The sequence below is a fragment of the Rugosimonospora acidiphila genome, from assembly GCF_039543385.1.
In the GTDB taxonomy this organism is placed as follows: domain Bacteria; phylum Actinomycetota; class Actinomycetes; order Mycobacteriales; family Micromonosporaceae; genus Rugosimonospora; species Rugosimonospora acidiphila.
Genome location: NZ_BAABJQ010000010.1, coordinates 69,245 through 89,737 on the forward strand (window position 1 = coordinate 69,245; position 20,493 = coordinate 89,737).

14 protein-coding genes are annotated in these 20,493 nt (G+C 69.5%); 11 read left to right on the forward strand and 3 right to left on the reverse strand.

The window, feature by feature from the left end:
• Genes ABEA87_RS18490 through ABEA87_RS18500 form a run of 3 tightly spaced genes read left to right on the forward strand, consistent with a single transcriptional unit; the run spans position 1 to position 3,256 of the window.
• The gene (locus ABEA87_RS18490) at positions 1–1,188 is read left to right on the forward strand and encodes a M24 family metallopeptidase (protein ID WP_345631133.1); all 1,188 of its coding nucleotides are present in this window, start codon (positions 1–3) and stop codon (positions 1,186–1,188) included.
• Positions 1,189–1,218: 30 nt separating this feature from the next.
• Positions 1,219–2,067: an alpha/beta fold hydrolase gene (locus tag ABEA87_RS18495; protein WP_345631135.1), complete on the forward strand. Its 849-nt coding sequence runs from the start codon at positions 1,219–1,221 to the stop codon at positions 2,065–2,067.
• A complete protein-coding gene (locus ABEA87_RS18500; RefSeq protein WP_345631137.1) occupies positions 2,054–3,256 on the forward strand; it encodes an Lrp/AsnC family transcriptional regulator in 1,203 nt (400 codons plus the stop codon). Before ABEA87_RS18495 ends, ABEA87_RS18500 begins: the two co-directional genes overlap by 14 nt.
• A 33-nt stretch (positions 3,257–3,289) precedes the next feature.
• On the opposite strand, the gene ABEA87_RS18505 is transcribed toward ABEA87_RS18500, so the two are convergent.
• The gene (locus tag ABEA87_RS18505) at positions 3,290–4,831 is read right to left on the reverse strand and encodes an MFS transporter (RefSeq protein ID WP_345631138.1); all 1,542 of its coding nucleotides are present in this window, start codon (positions 4,829–4,831) and stop codon (positions 3,290–3,292) included.
• A 153-nt stretch (positions 4,832–4,984) separates the two neighbouring features.
• Here ABEA87_RS18505 and ABEA87_RS18510 point away from each other — a divergent pair, with 153 nt between their 5' ends.
• Positions 4,985–5,596: a TetR/AcrR family transcriptional regulator gene (locus ABEA87_RS18510; RefSeq protein WP_345631139.1), complete on the forward strand. Its 612-nt coding sequence runs from the start codon at positions 4,985–4,987 to the stop codon at positions 5,594–5,596.
• Between the two features lie 150 nt (positions 5,597–5,746).
• On the opposite strand, the gene ABEA87_RS18515 is transcribed toward ABEA87_RS18510, so the two are convergent.
• Positions 5,747–10,048 (reverse strand): galactose-binding domain-containing protein, encoded by a 4,302-nt coding sequence (locus ABEA87_RS18515; RefSeq protein WP_345631141.1) that lies wholly within the window; start codon positions 10,046–10,048, stop codon positions 5,747–5,749.
• Between the two features lie 605 nt (positions 10,049–10,653).
• Between ABEA87_RS18515 and ABEA87_RS18520 the strand changes: the two genes are divergently transcribed.
• The 7 genes from ABEA87_RS18520 to ABEA87_RS18550 all read left to right on the forward strand — a co-directional run bounded on the left by ABEA87_RS18520 (position 10,654) and on the right by ABEA87_RS18550 (position 18,680).
• Positions 10,654–11,076: a YciI family protein gene (locus ABEA87_RS18520; RefSeq protein ID WP_345631142.1), complete on the forward strand. Its 423-nt coding sequence runs from the start codon at positions 10,654–10,656 to the stop codon at positions 11,074–11,076.
• Positions 11,077–11,301: 225 nt separating this feature from the next.
• Complete coding sequence (locus tag ABEA87_RS18525) at positions 11,302–12,585, forward strand: RNA polymerase sigma factor (protein WP_345631143.1); 1,284 nt, start codon at positions 11,302–11,304, stop codon at positions 12,583–12,585.
• Positions 12,586–13,219: 634 nt separating this feature from the next.
• On the forward strand, positions 13,220–14,530 hold the full coding sequence (locus ABEA87_RS18530) for an ABC transporter substrate-binding protein (protein WP_345631145.1): 1,311 nt from the start codon (positions 13,220–13,222) through the stop codon (positions 14,528–14,530).
• Positions 14,531–14,637: 107 nt separating this feature from the next.
• A complete protein-coding gene (locus ABEA87_RS18535; RefSeq protein ID WP_345631146.1) occupies positions 14,638–15,627 on the forward strand; it encodes a carbohydrate ABC transporter permease in 990 nt (329 codons plus the stop codon).
• Positions 15,620–16,459: a carbohydrate ABC transporter permease gene (locus ABEA87_RS18540; protein ID WP_345631147.1), complete on the forward strand. Its 840-nt coding sequence runs from the start codon at positions 15,620–15,622 to the stop codon at positions 16,457–16,459. The genes ABEA87_RS18535 and ABEA87_RS18540 overlap by 8 nt, the downstream gene beginning before the upstream one ends.
• Before the next feature lie 25 nt (positions 16,460–16,484).
• On the forward strand, positions 16,485–17,855 hold the full coding sequence (locus ABEA87_RS18545) for a GH1 family beta-glucosidase (protein WP_345631149.1): 1,371 nt from the start codon (positions 16,485–16,487) through the stop codon (positions 17,853–17,855).
• A 60-nt stretch (positions 17,856–17,915) separates the two neighbouring features.
• The gene (locus ABEA87_RS18550) at positions 17,916–18,680 is read left to right on the forward strand and encodes a GNAT family N-acetyltransferase (protein WP_345631151.1); all 765 of its coding nucleotides are present in this window, start codon (positions 17,916–17,918) and stop codon (positions 18,678–18,680) included.
• Between the two features lie 117 nt (positions 18,681–18,797).
• Here ABEA87_RS18550 and ABEA87_RS18555 read toward each other — a convergent pair whose 3' ends face one another.
• Complete coding sequence (locus ABEA87_RS18555) at positions 18,798–20,447, reverse strand: L-lactate permease (protein ID WP_345631153.1); 1,650 nt, start codon at positions 20,445–20,447, stop codon at positions 18,798–18,800.
• Positions 20,448–20,493 lie beyond the last annotated feature (46 nt).

Genomic DNA, 20,493 nt, shown 5'->3' on the forward strand with positions numbered 1-20,493 from the left:
ATGGCGCAGACCGCGCAGGAGCGGCAGCAGAGTCAACGGTTGCCGGTCGAGTTCTACGGCTCGGTGCAGGACGGCCTGCGGGCCGCCATGGCCGAGGCCGGACTGGACGCGCTACTCGCCGACGACGCGTCGGACGTGGCGTACCTGACCGGCTTCTTCCACCACCCCGGCGAGCGGCCCGTCGCGCTGCTGCTGGGCGTGGACGGCACGGCGACGCTGCTGCTGCCGGAGCTCGAGCGGGAGCACGCGGAGTGGCAGCACACCGCCGCGACGCTCGTGTCGTACCCGGAGTTCCCGGGCGTACGGCCGCCGTTCGAGCACTTCGGCGCGGTGACCGGCCGGGTCGGGTACGCGGGCAGCATGAGCGTGGCCCGGCTCGCCGAGGTCACCCGGGCCTTCCCCCGGGCCGAGCTGGTCCTCACCGACCTGGTGACCCGGGCCCGGCTGGTCAAGCGGCCGGAGGAGGTGGCCCTGCACGCCGAGGCGGCCAGGATCACCGATCTCATGCTGACCGCCGGCCGCGCCCTCATCGAGGACGCGCTGGCGGCCGGGGGAGAGCTGCCCAGCGAGGCCGAGCTGGCCGGGCACGTCGGCTCGGTCGGTTCCCGCACCATGTACGCCGAGCACACCGACGTCGTGGTGGTCTCGCCGCTGGCCGGCGGTCTCGTGTATGCCGGCGCCAACAGCGCCCACCCGCACGGCCTGCCGTCGGGGTACCGGCTGCGGCCGGGCGAGCCGTTCATGCTCTCGCTGGGCTGCGCGGTGGGCGGCCGGTTCGTCGAGGGGGAGCGCACGTTCATCCTGGGCGAGCCGACCGCCGAGCAGCGCCGGTACTACGAGGCGGTGCGCCAGGCGCAGCAGACCGGCACCGAGGCGCTGCGGCCCGGAGTGCGCTGCGCCGACGTCAACAAGGCGTGCCTGGACGTGATCCGGGGCCACGGGCTGGGCGGCTTCCTGCGCCACCGGCAGGGCCACGGCATCGGGCTGGGCATGCACGAACCGCCGTGGCTGGAGGATGGCGACGGCACGGTGCTCGAGACCGGCATGATCGTCTCCAACGAACCCGGCATCTACGTGCCGGAGCACGGCGGGTACCGGATCTCGGACTCGATGCTGATCACCGAGGACGGCGCGCGGCCCTTCACCGCGTACCCCCGGGGTCTGGACGACGTCGTCATTCCGGTCTAGCGAAACCATTGTCGAGAAAGGACACTCCCGGTGCGGCTGAGCATCAACGGCAATGAACTCGAGGTCGAGGTCTTCGGTCCGGACGACGCTCCGGTCATGATCGCGCATCACGGCGCGCCCGGCCTCGGGTCGAGCGCCGAGACCAAGGCGACCTTCTCTCCGTTCGCGGACACCTTCCGCGTCATCACCTTCGACGCGCGGGGCTCGGGCGTCAGCGAGGGCCAACCGCCGTTCAGCCACGAGCAGTGGGTCGCGGACGTGGACGCGCTGCGCGAGTGGGCGGGCGTCGAGCGGTTCGTGATGGCCGGCGGCTCGTACGGCGGCTTCATCTCGATGGAGTACGCGATCCGGCACCCGGAGCGGGTCACCGCGATCGTGCTGCGGGACACCTCCGCCGACCACGAGAACGAGAAGGCGGCCCAGCACAACGCCGAGACCTCCACCCGGGTGAAGATCGACCTGGAGAAGCTGGCGCGGATCAACACCGGAACCGTGCGCGACGACGCCGATCTGCGCGACTGCTGGGCGGAGATCCTGCCGCTCTACGATCACGTGTACGACCCGGCCAAGGTCGCGGCGCGGGTCGAGGCGACCCCGTACCGGTACCAGACGCACAACTACGCGTTCTCGGTCAACATGCCGGCGTACGACATCAAGGACCAGCTGCACAAGATCACCTGCCCGACCCTCGTCACCGTCGGCCGTGGCGACTGGATCACGCCGGTTGCGTCCAGTGAGGTGATTGTGTCGCTGATCCCGGACGCTAGACTTGTCGTATTCGAGAAGTCCGGGCACTCACCGCAGATCGAAGAAGCGCAGCTGTGGCGGAAGGTGGTGCGCGACTTCCTGCGTGAAGTGGGAGCCGATGGAGGGCGCTGACCATCTCGACGAGCTGGATCGCCGGATCGTCATCGCCTTGCAGGCGAACGGCCGCGCCAGTTGGACCGAGATAGCGGAGCAGTGTGGCACCTCGGTGGCCACCGTGGCCCGCCGGGGCCAGCAGCTCCTTCGCGACGGCGTGGTACGGGTAGCGGTGATGCCCGACATCAACCACGACGGCGAGTCCGACCTTTTCATGCTCAGGATCACCTGCGCGCCGGGCACCCAGATGCGGGTGCTCGGCGCGCTGTCACTGCGTACCGACGTGCGCTTCCTGGGCCTGGTCACCGGGGCGTACGACATCCTCGCCGAGCTCAACGTGCGGCGCACCGACTCGCTGCACTCCCGGATCGTCAACGAGGTCCAGGCGATCGACGGCGTGCTGCGCTGCGACACCGACCTCACCCTGAACGTGTACAAGATGGCGCACGACTGGAGCCAGCAGCTCGACACCGGTGCCGTGCGGACCCGCGGCGTCGAGCTGCACCGCTGCGACCAGAGCCACTTCGACCCCGCCGACCACAAGATCATTGCCCTGATGGCGGAGGACGGGCGGGCCAGCTTCCGCAGCCTGGCCACCGCGCTGGGCGTGAACGAGAGCACCGTGCGGCGGCGGTTCGAGACGCTGCAGGGCCGGGGCTGCATCCACCTGGTGACCCTGGTCCCGTCGGCGGCGCTGGGCTTCGGCTCCGAGATCTTCCTGAACATCTCCGTGGCGCCGGCGCTGCTGGACACGGTCGCGCGCCAGCTCGCCACGTACCGGGGCGTGCGTTACGTCGCCGCCATGCTCAGCCACAGCGCGCTGCTGTGCGAGCTGATCCTGCCCACCACCCAGGACGTCTTCGAGTTCACCAACGGCACGCTCGGCCGGCTCGACGGCGTGTTGGAGTGGACCGCGAACGTGGTGCTGCTGGTGGTGCGCCGGGGCTTCGTCGAGACACCGTGGTGGCGGCGCGGCGCGGGCCTGCCCGCACCGGAGCCGGCCTCCGTCCCCGCATCCGTGGCCGGGTCGTCCGTGGCCGGGACCGCCGCCGAGTCCCTGGATGCCGGGGCCCTGGAGGCCGTGTCCGCCGTCGCCTCGGACGCCTCGCCCACCTCTCCGGCCGTGGCCGAGCTGGTCGAGAGCGCGACCTCGGCGCGCTCCGTCCGGAAGAAGGGGCTCGTCAGCACGAGGGACGGCGGCCGGTAACACCGACCGCCGTCCCTGTATCCCTCGTACCGCTCAGTCCAGCAGGACCACCGGCTCGGCGATCTCGTCGCTCTCGCGCGGGGCCGGACCCGCGTGCCGTGCCTGTCCCGGCGCCGGGTGGCCCGTCCCCAGGTTGGTGTGGCGGAAGGTGAGCGCCACCAGGAACGCGGCGACCGCGATGAAGGTGCCCACGGTGAACGCGGCGTCCATGCCGGACACCAGGATGTGCGCGGCTCCGGCGGCCCCGGCGGGCGCGTTCACGGCGGCGTGCCGGGACGCGGTGCCGAACACCGTCACGAGGACGGCCAGCCCGAGCGAGGTGCCGGTCTGCTGCATGGTCTGCAGCACGCCGCCGGCCGCACCCGCGTCCTTGGGCTCGACGCCGGCCATGACGACCGGGGTGAGCGGGCTGAAGCTCAGGCCGCCACCCAGCCCCAGCAGCACCATCGGGCCGAGTATCGCGTCGGTGTAGCCGCTGTTGACCGAGATCTGGGTGAGCCAGACCAGCCCGGCGATCATCACGAGCGCGCCGGTCACCGCGAGCGGCTTGGGACCGAACCGCGGCAGCAGCCGCGGAACGAGCCGGGTCATTCCGAACATGCCCGCGGCCATCGGCAGGAAGGCGAACCCGGTGGACAGCGCGCTGAAGCCGCGCACCTCCTGCAGGAACTGGGTCAGGAAGAAGAACATGCTCATCATCGCGGCCGGTCCGAGCAGGAAGTTCACGTACGCGGCGGCGCGGTTGCGGTCGGCGAACAGCCGCAGCGGCATGATCGGCGCCTTGGTGCGCAGCTCGATCACCAGGAAGGCGATCAGCAGGAGCACCCCGGCCGCGAGGGTGAGCCGGGTCTGGTTGCTGGACCAGCCGGCCGACGCGGCGTTGATGAACGAGTACACCAGGGCGGCGATGGCGCCGGTGCCGGTGACCGCGCCGGGCAGGTCCACCCGGGCCGGGTGGCGCTGCGGCTCGCGCACGTAGCGCGGTGCGAGCAGCACCGCCGCCAGGCCGAACGGCACGTTGATGAACAGCACCCAGCGCCAGGAGGCGATCTCGGTGAGCACGCCGCCGAGCACCAGGCCGACGGCGAATCCGCCGCTGGCCACGCCGGACAGCAGGGCCAGCGCCTTGATCCGCTCGCGCGGCTCGGTGAAGGTGGTGGCGATCAGCGCGATGGTGCTCGGGCCGGCGGCCGCGGCGCCGACGCCCTGCGCGACCCGGGCGGCCAGCAGCCACGCGGACGAGGTGGCGAAGCCGCCCGCCAGCGACGCGACGGTGAACAGTGCGATGCCGAGCACGAACATGCGCCGGCGGCCCAGGATGTCGCCGGCCCGCCCGCCGAGCAGCAGCAGGCCGCCGTAGGCCAGCGTGTAGGAGCTCATCACCCAGGCCAGGCTGGTGGACGAGAAGTGCAGGCCGACCTGGATCCGGGGCAGCGCCACGTTCATCACGGTCGCGTCCAGGATGAGCATGAGCTGGCAGGTGACGATGATCGCCAGGGCGAGCCCTCGCCGGTGCGGTGGTGCCTCGGTACGTTGGATCGTGGACGTGGATGTGGACAAGGTTTGTTGTGACAAGGCTCACTCCTGAGGATTACCCCGACAAACGGAGAAACTCTCCGCTTCCCTCCTGAGCTACGATACGGACAGGTTCTCCGGTTCGCAAGTCTATACGGAGACATTCTCCGCTTAGTTCGGGCGGAGGGTCGCGTGGCGAGGGAGGGTGCGGCCGTGACGGCGGACAATCGCCCGGTACCGTCCGGGGTGTCGCTTCCGGTGGAGAAGCCGATGCGGGCCGATGCCCGGCGCAACCACGGCCGACTCATCGTCGCGGCCCGTGAGGTGTTCATCGAGCACGGCCCCGAGGCCCCGCTGGACGACATCGCCAAGCGCGCCGCGGTGGGCCCGGGCACGCTGTACCGGCACTTCCCGACCCGGGAGTCACTGCTGGTCGGGGTGTACCAGGACGACCTGGAGACGCTGTCCGCGCAGGCCGACAAGCTGGCCGAGAGCCTGCCGCCGGAAGAGGCCCTGACGGCCTGGCTGCGGCTCCAACTGGACTACGTGAAGCACCGGCGGGGTTTCAGCGCGGCGGTCAAGGCCATCATGGGCCTGGAGGCGCCGGCCATGAACTACTGCCGGAATCTCATGCGCGGCTCGCTGATCCGGCTGCTGGAACCGGCCAAGGCGGCCGGCGTCATCCGGGCCGGCGTCGAGGCGCCCGACGTGCTGCGGCTGGTGCACGGGGTGGCGATGGCCTGCGAATCGGCCCCCGACGACGGGGAACGGCTGCTGGACTACGTGATCGACGGCCTGCGCCCCCGGCCCGCCGCGACCGACTGAGGCCTGCACCCACCCCGCTGCCTCACGTCCGTCCGGTCGCCGCGAGGCGGGAACTCGCGGATGTACGGGCCTCGGCGCCGTCCCGAACTGGAGTGCCGCCGGGAGGTCGGAGACCTCCCGGCGGCACCGGTGGGACGGATCGAGTGGAGGCTACGGGTTCACGGTGATGGTGAAGGTGCTGGTGGTGTTCTGGATGTTGACGGCGTTGTTGCTCTCCACCAGGTGGTTGAACGTCACCGAGCCGACCGCCGGGCCCTGACCGGGCTCGGGCAGCGGGTTGGCCCAGATGCCGTACCCGGACTTGGCGCTGTACTTGTCCCCGCTGGGCTGCGCGCCGGTGATCGTGGTGTTGGTGAAGATGGTGTCCGTCACCGAGAACTGCGGGGAGTTCCCGACGTAGTCCGTCTGGAACATGATGCCGGAGTAGGTGGGATCCGTGATGTTCGCGTTGTTGACCCGGATGCCCTGGAACGGTTGGGTGGCCGAGAACACCCAGATCGCCCCGAACACCTGATCACCCCAGAAGTGGCCGCCGTCGCGGGCCAGCGTGAAGTTCTGGATGGTGGTCGGCGGGCTGGACCCGAAGCCCTCGAAGGGGTAACCGAAGTTCAGCGAGCTGATGGTCAGACCCGAGTAGCACAGGGTGTCCGCGACGTAGAAGTTCTGGATGGTGTTGTTGAAGCCGCCGTAGATGGCGACCCCGGCGGCCCGCCACGGCGTCAGGGCGGTCACGTTCTGGATCGTGTTGCCCGTCAGGTTGCCGCCGTTCTGGTCCTGGGCGGCGAACAGCGCGAAGCTGTCGTCACCGGTGGACCGGGCCTGGTCGTTGCTGATCAGGTTGCCCTGGCTGCCGTTGGTGAGGTTGATGCCGTCGGCGTAGGTGTCCCGGATCCGCATGTTGGTGAAGGTCGAGTTCATCACCGCGGCGGCACCCCAGACGCCGACCACCTGGTGCTCGATCCACACGTTGTCGATGGTGATGTTCGACAGGTTGCGCAGGTCGAACGTGTGGCCCGGACCGTCGACGCGCTGGTCGTAGTTGCCGAACCAGGCGAATCCGCTGAACGAGGAGCCGCTCGCCCCGCTCTGGAGGGACCAGTCGAGGTCGGAGTCCTCCTGGGTGGACGGCGAGTTGAACTGCGCGTACCAGACGCCGGCGCCGACCACCTTGACCGGCTTCTGGTACACCTGCAGGCTCTGCGTCAGCGAGTACTGCCCGGTCGGCAGGTACACGCCGGTCCACGTGCCGGTGGTGTCCATCCGCACCTTGTCCAGCGCGTTCTGGACGTCCTGCCCGGTGAAGCCGGCCGGCACCGCGTAGTGCGCCGGGTCGGGGTTCGCCACCGGCGCGGTCTGCTCCAGGTCGATGAAGTCGATCGCGTACTGGGACGTGTTCGAGGCGTCCTTCTGGAGCTTGATGGTGCTGCCGGCCGCGTACGACGACGGGAGCAGGAAATGCGCCTCGTCGTAGATGTGCCGCGGGCTGCTGGCGCTCGGTGAGTTGCCGGGCCCCGTCTCCGCGCCGTACAGCCACGCGAAGTGCGAGCTGAGGCTCAGCGGCTGCACCAGGGTGCCGTTGACGTACAGGTCGAGCGACGAGGTGATGCCGCCGCCGCCGGCCGAGTCCGGGATCGAGAACCGCACCACTATGGTGTTCGTGGCCTGGCGGGACGTCCACTGCACGAACGAGCCCGTCGAGTTCAGCGTCACCGCCTTGCGGCCGGACGCCTCGCCCGCGATGTCGCCGATGGTCCGGTTCGGACCGACGACCGTGGCGCCGCCGCCGACCGTGCCGGCCTCCGCCTCGTAGGTGTCGTAGGGCATGTTCGCGCCCTGGCCCACGAACAACGCCGTGTCGCTGGTGTTGTTGCCCTGCTTGATGGACAACTCGTTGGTGTCGGCGGCGAGCACCACGTGCACGTTGTACCTGCCGTTGACCGCGGTCCACGAGCCCAGGTTCACCGTGGTGCTCGCACCCGCGGCCAGGGCACCGCTGAACGAGCCGGACAGCGTCTTGACCGTGCCGTTGTTGGAGGTATCGACCACGGTCAGCGTCACGGTGTGCGAGCCGCTGGCGGTGGCGACGGTGCCCTGGTTCTTCACCGTCACCGTGAACGTCACGGTGTTGCCCGCCGCCGGGTTGCCCGGCGTCCAGGCGACCGTGCCGACCAGGTCGGAACTCTGGACCGGGGCGACCACCAGGTTGCTCGGGTTGGTGTAGCTGTTGTTGCCGTCGTTCAGCTCGACGACCGTGTTGGACTCGTCGACCTTCGCGGTCAGCTGGTACGTGCCGGCGGTCTGGGTGCCGATGTTGGCCGACACCGTGGTGGACGCGCCGGCGGCCAGCGCGCCGACCGAGGCGGTACCGACCTTCGTGGTACCCAGGTAGAAGTTCACGTTCGTGGCACCGGCGGAGGCCGTGCCGTTGTTCTTTACGGTGGCCGACGCGGTGATGGAGTCGGTCTCGACCGGGGAGGTCGGGGTCCACGACGAGCCGGTGACCACCAGATCCGGGTTGGGCGCGGGGGTGCCGATGACCTGGAACTCGGCGACCTGCCCGCCGGGCGCGCCGCTGTTGCTGGTGATGGACAGCTCGACGTCGGCCACCCGGCCGCTGACCGGGATGCTCACCGAGTTGCCGCTCGCCGGGTTGAACGTGTAGCTCTGCGCGGCCGACAGGGTGGCGAAGGTGGTGGCGTTCTGTTCCCGGCCGAGCACCTGGATGGTCTGGGTGCGGGTGCCCCAGGCCGGATCGGGGTTCAGCTTGACCACGACCGTGTTGACGTCGGCGTTGGCGCCGAGCTTGACGGTCAGCTGGCTCGGGTAGCTGGAGCCCTCGAAGTACGTGGTGAGGTCGTTGTCGTTGGCGTTGGCGGGCACGAAGATGTACGTGTTGGCGGTGCCGGTGATGGGCTTGCCCACCGCCAGGTTGGAGCCGCCGCCACCGCCGCTGCCGGTGCGCGTCACGGTGTTGCTGGCCACCGAGGAGTTGCCGGCCGCGTCGTGCGCCTTGACGTAGTACGAGACCGTTGCCGTGTCCGGCTGGCTGTCGGTGTACGTCAGCGTCGAGCCGCTCACGGTGGTGACCTGCGAGCCGTTGCGGTACACGTCGTATCCGGTGACGCCGACGTTGTCGTTGGACGCGCCCCAGGTCAGTCTGATCTGCCCCGAGCCCGGCTGGGTGTAGGCCAGGTTGCTCGGCGCGGTGGGCGCCTGGGTGTCCCCGCCGCTCTGCCCGGTGCGCGTCACGCTGTTGCTGTTGCCCGACTGGTTGCCGGCGGCGTCGTGCGCCCGCACGAAGTAGGTCACCGTGGAGGTCTGCGGCTCGGTGTCGGTGTAGGTGAGCGCGCTGGACGGCACGGTGGTCAGCAGCATGTTGTTGGCGTAGATGTCGTACCCGGTGACGCCCACGTTGTCGCTGGAGGAGTTCCAGGTGAGCCTGATCTGGCCGGTGGCGGGCTCGGTGTAGGCGAGGTTGCTGGGAGCGGTCGGCGCCTGGGTGTCACCGCCGGTCGGGCCGTACGCCTCGAACTCGGAGAGCTGGCCGGCCGGCCAGCCGGTGTTGGCGGTGATGTTCAGCCGCAGGTACCGGGTGGTGGCCGCGGTGAAGTTGATGGTGATCGTGTTACCCGTGGACGGGTTGAAGACGTACCCGGCGGAGGCCACGATGTCGCTGAAGTTGGAGCCGGTGGTGCTGCCCTGCACCGCCAGGGCCTCGGTGCGGGTGGCCCAGTCGCTGGACGGCGGCAGCTTCAGCACCACCTTGTTCACGCTCAACGAGGAGCCGAGGTCGACCTGCAGCCACTGCGGAAACGCGTTGTTGGCGCTCTCCCAGTAGCTCGAGGCGTTGCCGTCGTTGGCGTTGGACGCGACGTACGTCTGTGACACGCCGCTCGAACTCATCGTCTTGCCCAGCGCCAGGTTGGCGGAGGACGTGGTGGACGAGCCGTAGATCTCGAACTCGGAGAGCTGGCCGGCCGGCCAGCCGGTGTTGGCGGTGATGTTCACCCGCACGTACCGGGCGTTGGCCGCGCCGAAGTTGATGGTGACGGTGTTGCTCGATCCGTCGAAGTTGTAGCCGGCGGAGGCCACGATCGTGGAGAAGCTGCCGCCGTCCGTGCTGCCCTGGACGGACAGGGTCTCGGTGCGGGCGCCCCAGCCGCTGGGCAGCTTCAGGACCACCTGGTTGACGCTGGTGCTGGCGCCCAGGTCGATCTGCGCCCACTGGGGGAACGCGTTGTTGTTGCTCTCCCAGTAGCTGGACTGGTTGCCGTCGTTGAGATTGTTCGCCGTGTACGGGCTGGTGGAACTGCTGGACGTGGCGGTCTTGCCCGACGCCAGGTTGGGGCCGGCGGCGGAGGCCGGGGACACCCCGAGCACCGGCAGCGCGGACACCAGGAGCCCGGCCAGTGCCGCGGCGGCGATCCGCAGCGTGACGTGCTTCTTTCTCATCGCGTTCCTCTATCTCCTCGTGGGAACGGCAGGGACGGACATCGGCGCCGCACCGCAGGTGGGCGCCGTTTCTTCGTGGAGAGGGGCGCTTCGAGCGCGGACGCGCGAGGCGGACCCGGAGGTCGGGTGCTCGCATCGCCGGGGCACGGCGAGCCGGTGTGCCTCGCCGGGAGCGGGCGAGGATCGGCGGAGCCGCCGGGGTGGTGACCGGCCGTGCACAGCGAAAATCGACATCACGTGGGCCTCTCCGGGAATGGCGGAGCGGGTGCACGGACACCGAGCGGGTGCGTCCTTGCCGGAAGTTGCGCTATTTCATGGAGAACTGAAGGGATGAGTGCAAAAATCTTGCACTACTTTGGCTAGAGATTACAGAGCCGCTACCCCTGCGTCAACGTAGCGGCGTGGATCGATGCGATCCCGCGGAGAAGATCGATGCGGTGCGCGGTTCGGGGCCTTAGGCGCCCGTCGCCGGCGGGCCCGCCGGAAAAATCTTGGCGACTGTGTCGAATCCCGGCCCCACCGTTCGACGCGTTGACGAGACCGGCACCTGGCCGGTCAGCGGTCGGGAGGGATACCTCACCGGCCCCAACCCGAGGAGTACAGCCATGCGTTTCATGGTCATTCTGAAGGCCAACGAGGAGTCCGAGGCCGGCGTGCTGCCGGACGAGGGCACGCTCGCCGCGATGGGCAGGTATAACGAGGAGCTGGTCAAGGCCGGCGTGATGCTGGCCGGCGAGGGGCTGCAGTCGAGTGCGAAGGGCGCGCGGGTCCAGTTCGCCGACACCGGAATCACCGTGATCGACGGGCCGTTCACGGAGGCGAAGGAGCTGATCGCGGGCTTCTGGCTGATCCAGGTGGGGTCGAAGGAGGAGGCCATCGAGTGGGTCAAGCGCTGCCCGCTCGGCGGCGGCGCCGAGGTCGAGATCCGTCAGGTGTTCGAGGCCGACGACTTCGGCGCGAACCTCACCCCCGAACTGCGGGACGCCGAGGAGCGCCTGCGCGCGCGGGTGTCGGAGCGCCAGCAGTAGGCGGTGCTGTTCTCTGCCTCCTCCTATCTCTATCCCTATGGAGCAGGGTGGCTCGACGCATTGCCGTCGGGGCGGCGAGGCGACGGCGACGGGACCGGCCGGTGGGCGATTTGCGCCCCCGTGGACCGGTCGGTACCCGCCGGCGCTGGGCCGATCGGCGCCTGGTCCGCCCCGCGCGGCGCGTCCGCCGTGCGGACCGGGGCCCGTCAGTGCTTTAGTCGGGCTGTGACGGCTACCCCAACGCACCGCACCATCGACGCGGTCTGGCGGATCGAGTCCGCCAGGCTCATCGCCGGACTCGTGAGGCTGGTCCGCGATGTCGGCCTCGCCGAGGACCTCGCCCAGGACGCGCTGGTCGCCGCGCTGGAGCAGTGGCCCTCCTCCGGAGTCCCGGACAATCCCGGCGCCTGGCTGATGTCCGTGGCGAAGCGGCGGGCGATCGACGCCATCCGCCGCGAGAAGGTGCTGGAGCGCAAGCACGAGCAGTTGGGGCGCGAACTCGAGATCGAGCGCGGGACGGGCGTCGCCGACTTCGACGCCGCGGTCGACGGCGCCGAGGTCGGCGACGATCTCCTGCGCCTCATGTTCATCGCGTGCCATCCCGTGCTGTCCACCGAGGCACGGGTGGCGCTGACCCTGCGGCTGCTCGGTGGCCTGACCACCCCGGAGATCGCGCGGGCGTTCCTCATCCCGGAGCCCACCGTCGCCCAGCGCATCGTGCGGGCCAAGCGGACGCTGGCCGACAAGCGGGTGCCCTTCGAGGTACCCGGCGGCGACGAGCGGGCCGCCCGTCTGTCCTCGGTGCTCGAGGTGCTGTACCTCATCTTCAACGAGGGGTACTCGGCGACGGCGGGGGACGACTGGGTGCGACCCGCACTGTGCGAGGAGGCCATGCGGCTCGGTCGGGTGCTGGCCGAGCTGACGCCGCGGGAGCCCGAGGTACACGGACTGGTGGCGCTCATGGAGATCCAGGCGTCCCGACTGCGGGCGAGGGTCGGGCCGTCGGGCGAGCCGGTGCTGCTGCTGGACCAGGACCGGGGGGCCTGGGACCAGCTGCTCATCCGCCGCGGCCTGGCCGCGCTGGAGCGTGCCGAGGCGATCGGGGACGCGCGCGGCCGGTACGTGCTGCAGGCCGCGATCGCCGCGTGCCACGCGCGGGCGCGTACCGCCGAGCAGACCGACTGGCCCCGGATCGCGGAGCTGTACCGGGAGCTGTCCGAGCTCGTACCGTCACCGGTGGTGGAGCTGAACCGGGCCGTGGCGGTCGGGATGGCGTACGGGCCCGCGGCCGGCCTCGAACTGGTCGACGCGCTGGCGGCGGAGCCATCGCTGAAGGAGTACCACCTGCTACCGAGCGTGCGTGGCGATCTGCTGGCGAGCCTGGGGCGGCTGGACGAGGCCGGTACCGAGCTGGCGCGGGCGGCGTCGTTGACCCGCAACAACCGGGAGCGCGAACTCCTGCTGCGGCGCGTCGAGGACTGTGCCCGCGGCCGGGTGCCCACCCGGTAGCCGGGTAACGCCGCGGCCCGTGGCGAACCGGTAGCGGTCGGGGGAGCGCTCTCACAGCCGGGCCGGCGGCCCGGCGGTCGGGCGGCAAGGTAACCGCGAGACCACGGTTGAATAACGAAAGGCGCGCGGTTCTCGGTAGCAAGCCAGGGCCGGTATGGACAGTCGTGGGCCGGCTATGCAGAGAATCGATAGCGGACGGCGCCGCCGGACCGGCCCATCCCAGGCTCTCAAGAGAACGCTCTCACGTCTTGACGCGGCGTTGGCCCGGATGTTTAATCCACAACATAGTTCAATGCCAAAGTTTAGATGGCTGGCCGTCCGTTGGCTATCGATTTGCCGCCCATTCGCGCATCACGCTCCACCGCATCACGCTCCACCGCGTTACCGGATACCGCGTCACCACACGCCGCGTCACCACACGTCGGCGTCATCGCACCGTCGCGTCATCGCACCACCCCAAAAGACCGCAACGCTCAACACACCGCACCGCAACCGGCCGCCACGGCCGGGCCTTCGCCGGCGCGGCCGTCATGCTTCGTCCGGCGGCCACACGCCGTCCGGTGGCCCACGCGGCCTGTCTCGCGCGACATCTCCAAAGACCGACGTTCCCGCCGGACACAAAGGAAGGCCATACGTGAGCCCTCGCAGAATCGGCCTGCTGGCCGCTGCCGCGCTCCTGGTCGCGCCCGCGCTCATCGGGTGCAGCAACAGCGGCAGCTCAGACAGTGGAGGATCCACCACGCTCACCTACTGGGCGAGCAACCAGGGTTCCAGCCTGGACAACGACAAGCAGGTTCTCCAGCCGGAGCTGGACAAGTTCAAGCAGCAGACCGGCATCACCGTCAAGCTCGAGGTCATCGGCTGGCCCGACCTGCTCAACCGCATCCTCGCGGCGACCACGTCCGGCCAGGGCCCCGATGTGCTGAACATCGGTAACACCTGGTCGGCCACGCTGCAGGCCACCGGCGCGCTGCTGCCGTTCGACGACTCCACCATGGCCGCGATCGGGGGCAAGGACCGCTTCCTGACCGGCAGCCTGTCGGCCACCGGCGTGCAGGGCAAGCCGCCGGCGGCGGTGCCGATCTACTCCCTGGCGTACGGGCTGTACTACAACAAGAAGGAGTTCGCTGCCGCCGGCATCGCGAACCCGCCGACGACCTGGGACGAGCTGGTCACCGACGGCAAGAAGCTCACCCACGGCGACCAGTGGGGCCTGGCCCTGGAGGCCGGTAACCCGACGGAAAACGCGCACCACGCGTTCGCCTTCAGCGAGCAGTACGGCGGCTCGTGGTTCGACTCGTCCGGCAAGCCGACCTTCGACACCGACGCCAACGTGGCCGCGCTCAAGCGGTACATCGACTTCATGGCGACTGACAAGATCGTGAACCCCAGCGACGTGCAGTACGCCAACAACACGTCGATCACCGACTTCGCGACCGGCAAGGCCGCGATGATCCTGTGGCAGGCGGCGGACAGCGGCATCAAGACGCACGGCATGAGCCCCGACGACTACGGCGTGGCACCGGTGCCGTTCGAGATGCCGGCGCCGTCCGGTGGCCAGCACATCAACAGCATGGTGGCCGGCATCAACATGGCGGTGTTCGCCAACACCAAGCACAAGGACGCCTCGCTGAAGTTCGTGAAGTTCATGACCAGCGCCCCCGAGCAGATCGCCCTGAACAAGACGTACGCCTCGCTGCCGACGGTGCAGGACGCGTACTCCGACCCGGCGTTCCAGACTCCGACGGTGAAGATGTACCAGCAGGTGCTGTCGACCACGGCCGCGCCGCTGCCGGCGGTGCCCGAGGAGAGCCAGTTCGAGACGCTGGTCGGCGGTGCCATGAAGGATCTGTTCGCGCAGGCGGCCAGCGGCAAGGCGGTCACCGATGCGGATATCAAGGCCAAACTGACGGCGGCTCAGCAGCAGGTCAAGGCCGGCGGCTGAGTCTCCGGCTTCCGCGCAACGGGCAGGCCGGGGCCGTGGAGTCCTTCTCCGCGGCCCCGGCGCCCGCCCCGCAGTCGCGCCCCCCTCCGGGCACCGTAAGGAGTTTCATGACAACCGTCACCACCCCGGCGGCCGGGCCCGGTACGGCGGCCGGCGATCCGACCACGTCCGCCAGGAAGCGGCGCCGCCGTCGGGTCAAGGGGAACCGTGCCACCCCGTACCTGATGCTGCTCCTCGCCGTCCTGCTGGAACTGCTGGTGCACATCATCCCGATGATCACCGGCGTCTGGATGAGCCTGCGCGGGCTCACCCAGTTCTTCATCCGCAACTGGTCGGCGGCGCCGTACATCGGCCTCAACAACTTCCGCGTGGCGCTGGACTTCAACAGCCCGATCGGCAGCAATCTGGTGCACTCGCTCGGCGTGACCGCCGGGTACAGCGCGTTGACCGTGGGCTTCTGCTGGCTGTTCGGCGTCACCGCCGGCGTCCTCCTGCAGCGGCCGTTCCGCGGTCGCGGCCTGCTCCGCACGATCTTCCTGGCCCCGTACGCACTGCCGGCCTACGCGGCGGTGATCACCTGGAGCTTCATGCTCCAGCGGGACACCGGCGTGGTCAACCACGTACTGGTAGACGAGCTGCATCTGTTCCACAGCCGGCCGTTCTGGCTCATCGGCGGCAACAGCTTCGTCTCGCTGGTGGTCGTGTCGGTGTGGCGCACCTGGCCGTTCGCGCTGCTGGTGCTGACCGCGGGGCTGCAGACCATCCCCACCGAGCTGTACGAGGCGGCCGCGATGGACGGAGCCGGGTTCATGCGGCAGCTGCGCAACATCACGCTGCCCATGCTGCGCCCGGTCAACCAGGTACTGCTGCTGGTGCTGTTCCTGTGGAGCTTCAACGACTTCAATACGCCATACGTGTTGTTCGGCTCGGCCGCACCGCACGCGGCGGACCTCATTTCCATCCACATCTACCAGAGTTCGTTCGTCACCTGGAACTTCGGCCTCGGTTCGGCGATGAGCGTGCTGCTGTTGCTGTTCCTACTCGTGGTGACCGCCGTCTACCTGTACAGCACGTCCCGCCGGAGGACCGATGCGTGAGCCAAGCTGGGTCAAGGTGACCCGCGCGGTGGTACTGACCGCGCTCGCCCTGTTCACCCTGGTCCCGATCTACGTGATGCTCACGTCCGGGCTCAAGCCGCTGCGCGACGTGCAGGGTCCGTTCGACTGGATTCCGTCCCACCTGACGGTGGAACCGTTCGTCGACATGTGGCACACGGTGCCGCTCGGCCGGTACTTCGTGAACAGCGCCATCGTCAGCTCGTGCGCGATGGCCTGCTCCGTGGTGGTCGCCATCTTCGCCGCGTACGCGGTGAGCCGGTACCGGTTCGCCGGCCGCCGGGTCTTCTCCGTCACGGTGCTGTCGACCCAGATGTTCCCGGGCATCCTGTTCCTGCTGCCGCTGTTCCTCATCTACGTCAACATCAACAAGTACACCGGGCTCCAGCTCTACGCGACGCGCACCGGTCTGGTCGTCACCTACCTCACCTTCTCGCTGCCGTTCTCGATCTGGATGCTGGTCGGCTACTTCGACTCCATCCCGCGCGGGCTGGACGAGTCGGCCCAGGTCGACGGCGCCGGACCGCTGCGCACGCTGATCCAGGTCATCCTGCCCACCGCGCTGCCGGGCGTCATCGCGGTCGCGGTGTACGCGTTCATGACGGCCTGGGGTGAGGTGCTGTTCGCCTCGGTGATGACCAATGACAGCACGCGGACGCTCGCGGTCGGATTGCAGAGCTACTCCACCTACGAGGACGTGTACTGGAACCAGGTGATGGCCGCCTCGCTGGTCGTCAGCGCTCCGGTGGTGGCCGGGTTCCTCGCGCTGCAGCGTCACTTCGTCGCCGGGTTGACCGCGGGCGCGGTCAAGTAAACCGTTTAGTCAGTCGAGGAGAGTCATGGAGCTTCTGCGGGGCCTGGTGCCGGACTTTGTATGGGGTGCGGCCACGTCCGCGTACCAGATCGAGGGTGCGGTGGCTGAGGATGGCCGATCACCGTCCATCTGGGACACGTACTGTCGGGTTCCCGGTGCGATCGACAACGGCGACACCGGCGATGTGGCGTGCGACCACTACCACCGGTGGCAGGAGGACGTCGCGCTGATGCGGCGGCTGGGCGTCGACGCGTACCGGTTCTCCATCGCGTGGCCCAGGATCCTGCCGGACGGCACCGGCCGGGTGAACCAGGCCGGCCTGGACTTCTACGAGCGGCTGGTCGACGAGCTGCTCTCCTCGGGCATCCGGCCGTTCGCCACCCTGTACCACTGGGACCTGCCGCAGGTCATGCAGGACCGCGGCGGCTGGCCGGCGCGCGACACCGCGCTGGCGTTCGCCGAGTACGCGCGGGTGGTGGGCGAGCGGCTGGGCGACCGGATCCACGATTGGTTCACGGTGAACGAGCCGCTGTGTTCGGCGTGGATCGGCTACCTGGAGGGCCGGATGGCGCCGGGGGAGCGGGACCTGGCGCGCGCCATTCCTGCGTCCCATCATCTGCTGTTGGGCCACGGGCTGGCCGCGGCGGCGCTGCGCGAGGTGTCGCGCGGCGAGGTCCGGGTGGGTGCGGTGCTCAACCTGAGCCCGTGCGAGCCGGCCAGCGAGGACGAGCGGGACGTGGCGGCGGCGCGCCGGGCGGACGGGCACACGAACCGGTGGTGGCTGGATCCGCTGCACGGCCGGGGCTACCCGCGGGACATGGTCGAGGCGTACGGCATCGAGCCGCCGGTGCGCGACGGTGACCTGGACATCATCGCCACGCCGATGGAGCACGTCGGGCTCAACTACTACTTCCGCCAGGTGGTCACCGACGACCCCGAGGGGCCGGTTCCGTGGGCCCGGATGATCAGCGTGCCGGACTGGACGTTGACCGGGATGGACTGGGAGGTTCACCCGGACGGGCTGGAGCAGCTGCTGGTGCGGCTGACCGACGAGTACCAGGCGCGGCAGATCTACGTCACGGAGAACGGTTCGGCCTGGCCGGACGAGATCGAGCCGGACGGCCACGTGGAGGACAAGGAGCGCACCGACTACCTGGAGCGCCACCTGGCGGCGTGTGCCGCCGCGGCGCGCCGGGGCGCCCCGCTGGCCGGCTACTTCGCCTGGTCGCTGCTGGACAACTTCGAGTGGGCGTACGGGTACGCGAAGCGGTTCGGGCTGGTGCACGTGGACTACCCGACACAGCGGCGCACCATCAAGGCCAGCGGGCACCGGTACGCCGACATCATCCGCAGCTACCGCCAGCCGCAGGGGGAGCCGCAGCCCATCGGAAGTTGAGATCAACTCCGGTTATCAAATTGAGACCGGCTCCGTTTCGCGTTTGGCATACTGCCCGCCATGACGATCAAGCATGGTGGGCCGGCCGGTGACGGTGGCGATGCCGCGCGTGGTGCGGGGACGGTGGATGTCGTCGACGGCGACAGCGAGCTGAAGGCCCGGCTGGAGAAGGAGCTGACCGCCTTCAACGTCAGGATGACCGGCGCCGACGACGAGGCGTCGCTCTCGGTCCGGGTGACGGACCAGGCGGGGGCGCTCGTCGGCGGGCTGGCCGGCTGGACCTGGGGCGGCTGCGGCGGGATCGGGCTGCTGTGGGTACGCGAGCAGAGCCGTCGCGAGGGCTGGGGCAGCCGGCTGCTGCGCGCGGCCGAACAGGAGGCCCGGCGCCGCGGCTGCACCCGGATGGTCGTGTCCTCGATGACGTTCCAGGCGCCGGGCTTCTACCGGCGGCACGGGTACGTCGAGACCGGCCGCACCGAGGGGCTGCCCGGCGGCCACAGCGACGTCCACTTCTTCAAGCGCCTCGACGGCAAGGCGACCGGCCCGCGCCTGCGGGTCGCCGTGGTGCTCGATCTGCCCGGGCAGCACGTGGACGCCGCTCAGCGCTACCAGGACCTGGTGCGGCCCCTGCTCGCCGACCACGGTGGGCGCCTGGAGCAGCGGCTGCGGACCGCGGACTCGGGTACCGAGGTGCACGTGCTGTCGTTCGCGTCGCGGTCAGGTTACGACTCCTACCTGGCCGATCCCCGGCGGGCCGAGTACCACGCGGAGCTGGGCGACGCGGAGCCGCGCGGCCGGGTGCTCGAGGTGCATGAGGTCATCTAACCGATTCCGGCGCGGGGACGCCCTCCCGGCGAGACGGGTCGGCGCGGTGCCGAGGTTGCGGCTGGCGACGGGCGCCCGGAGGGCTCGGCGGGGACCCCGCGGTCCCCGCCGAGGCTCTCAGGGGATCATCCAGCTCAGCACCGGTGTGGACTGCAGGTAGACCAGCAGGCACATGCCGGCCAGGAAGGCCAGGCTCCAGCCGAAGACCCGGCGGAAGATGTCGCCCTCCTTGCCGGTCAGGCCGACCGCGCCGGCCGCGATCGCCAAATTCTGCGGCGAAATCATCTTGCCGAGCACTCCGCCGGACGAGTTGGCCGCGGCCATCAGTGTGGTGCTCAGGCCCGCCTTGGTGCCGGCCGCCACCTGCAGCGCGCCGAACAGTGAGTTCGATGACGTGTCGGAACCGGTGACCGCGACGCCGAGCCAGCCCAGGATCGGCGACAGGACCGCGAACGCCGCGCCGGCGCCGGCCATCGAGTTGCCCAGGGTGGCGGTCTGGCCACTGGCGTTCATCACGTAGGCCAGCGCCAGGACGGCCATCACCGTGATGATCGCCCAGACCAGCTGGCGCAGCGTGCGGCCGTAGGCGCGCAGCGCCCGGCCCACCGAGATCCCGAGCACGGGCGCGGTGACCAGGCCGGAGATGAACATCAGCGACCCCGCGGCGGTGAGCCAGTTGAACTTGAACACGGCCACGGTGGACGGCTTCCCGGACGTGCTCAGGATGTGCATGCCGGGCCAGGTGAAGGACCGGGTCACGGTGTCGAGCGCGTGCAGGATCGGGTGGATCTGCGCCACCACAAAGATGACAATGATGATCAGATATGGCGCGTACGCACGCAGCTCCTCACGGCGGCTGTCCGGGTGCGCCACCCGGGACTGGAAGCCGGAATCCGGGGTGTCCACCGAACCGCCGGCCACCGGTGTCACCGTCGGCATCACCATCGAGGACGCGGCGGGTTGCCAGACGCGCAGCAGCACCACCACGGCGGCGGCGGAGAACAGCGAGGCGACGATGTCGGTCAGCGGCACCGAGATGAAATTCGAGGTCGCGTACTGGGCGACGCCGAACGCCACGCCGCAGACCACCGCCGGTACCCACGTCTGGCGCAGGCCGCGCCGGCCGTCGACGATGCCCACCAGGACCAGCGGTACCACCACCGCCAGGATCGGGGTCTGCCGGCCGACCATGGCGCCCAGGTCGTGTACCGGCAGCCCGGTCACCGTCGACAGCGTGGTGATCGGCACGGCGAGCGCGCCGAACGCCACCGGGGCGGTGTTGGCCACCAGGGCCAGGGTCGCCGCGCGCAGCGGCTTGAAGCCGAGCGCTATCAGCATGACGGAGGTGATGGCCACCGGCGTGCCGAACCCACCCAGCGCCTCCATCAGGGCGCCGAAGCAGAAGGCGATGATGATGGCCTGGATCCGCTGGTCGTCGCTCACCCGGCTGAACGAGCGGCGCAGCACGTCGAAATGCCCGGTGTCGACGGTCATGTTGTAGATCCAGATAGCGTTGATAACTATCCACAGGATCGGGAAGAAGCCGAACGCGGCGCCGAGCGTCGCGGCCAGTGCGGCCTGGCCGATCGGCATCGGATACACCACCGTGGCGACGACCAGGGCCACCACCAGCGCGATGAGTGCCGAGATCCAGGCGGTGACCCGCAGGACCCCGAGCAGCACGAACAGGACGACGAGGGGGAGCGCCGCGAAAATCGCGGACAGACCGAGCGAATGGGAAACCGGATCGAGCACCTGTTGATACATGGGAACACCTCGCTGAACAACTGTGCCGGACGGCTGGATCAATCGT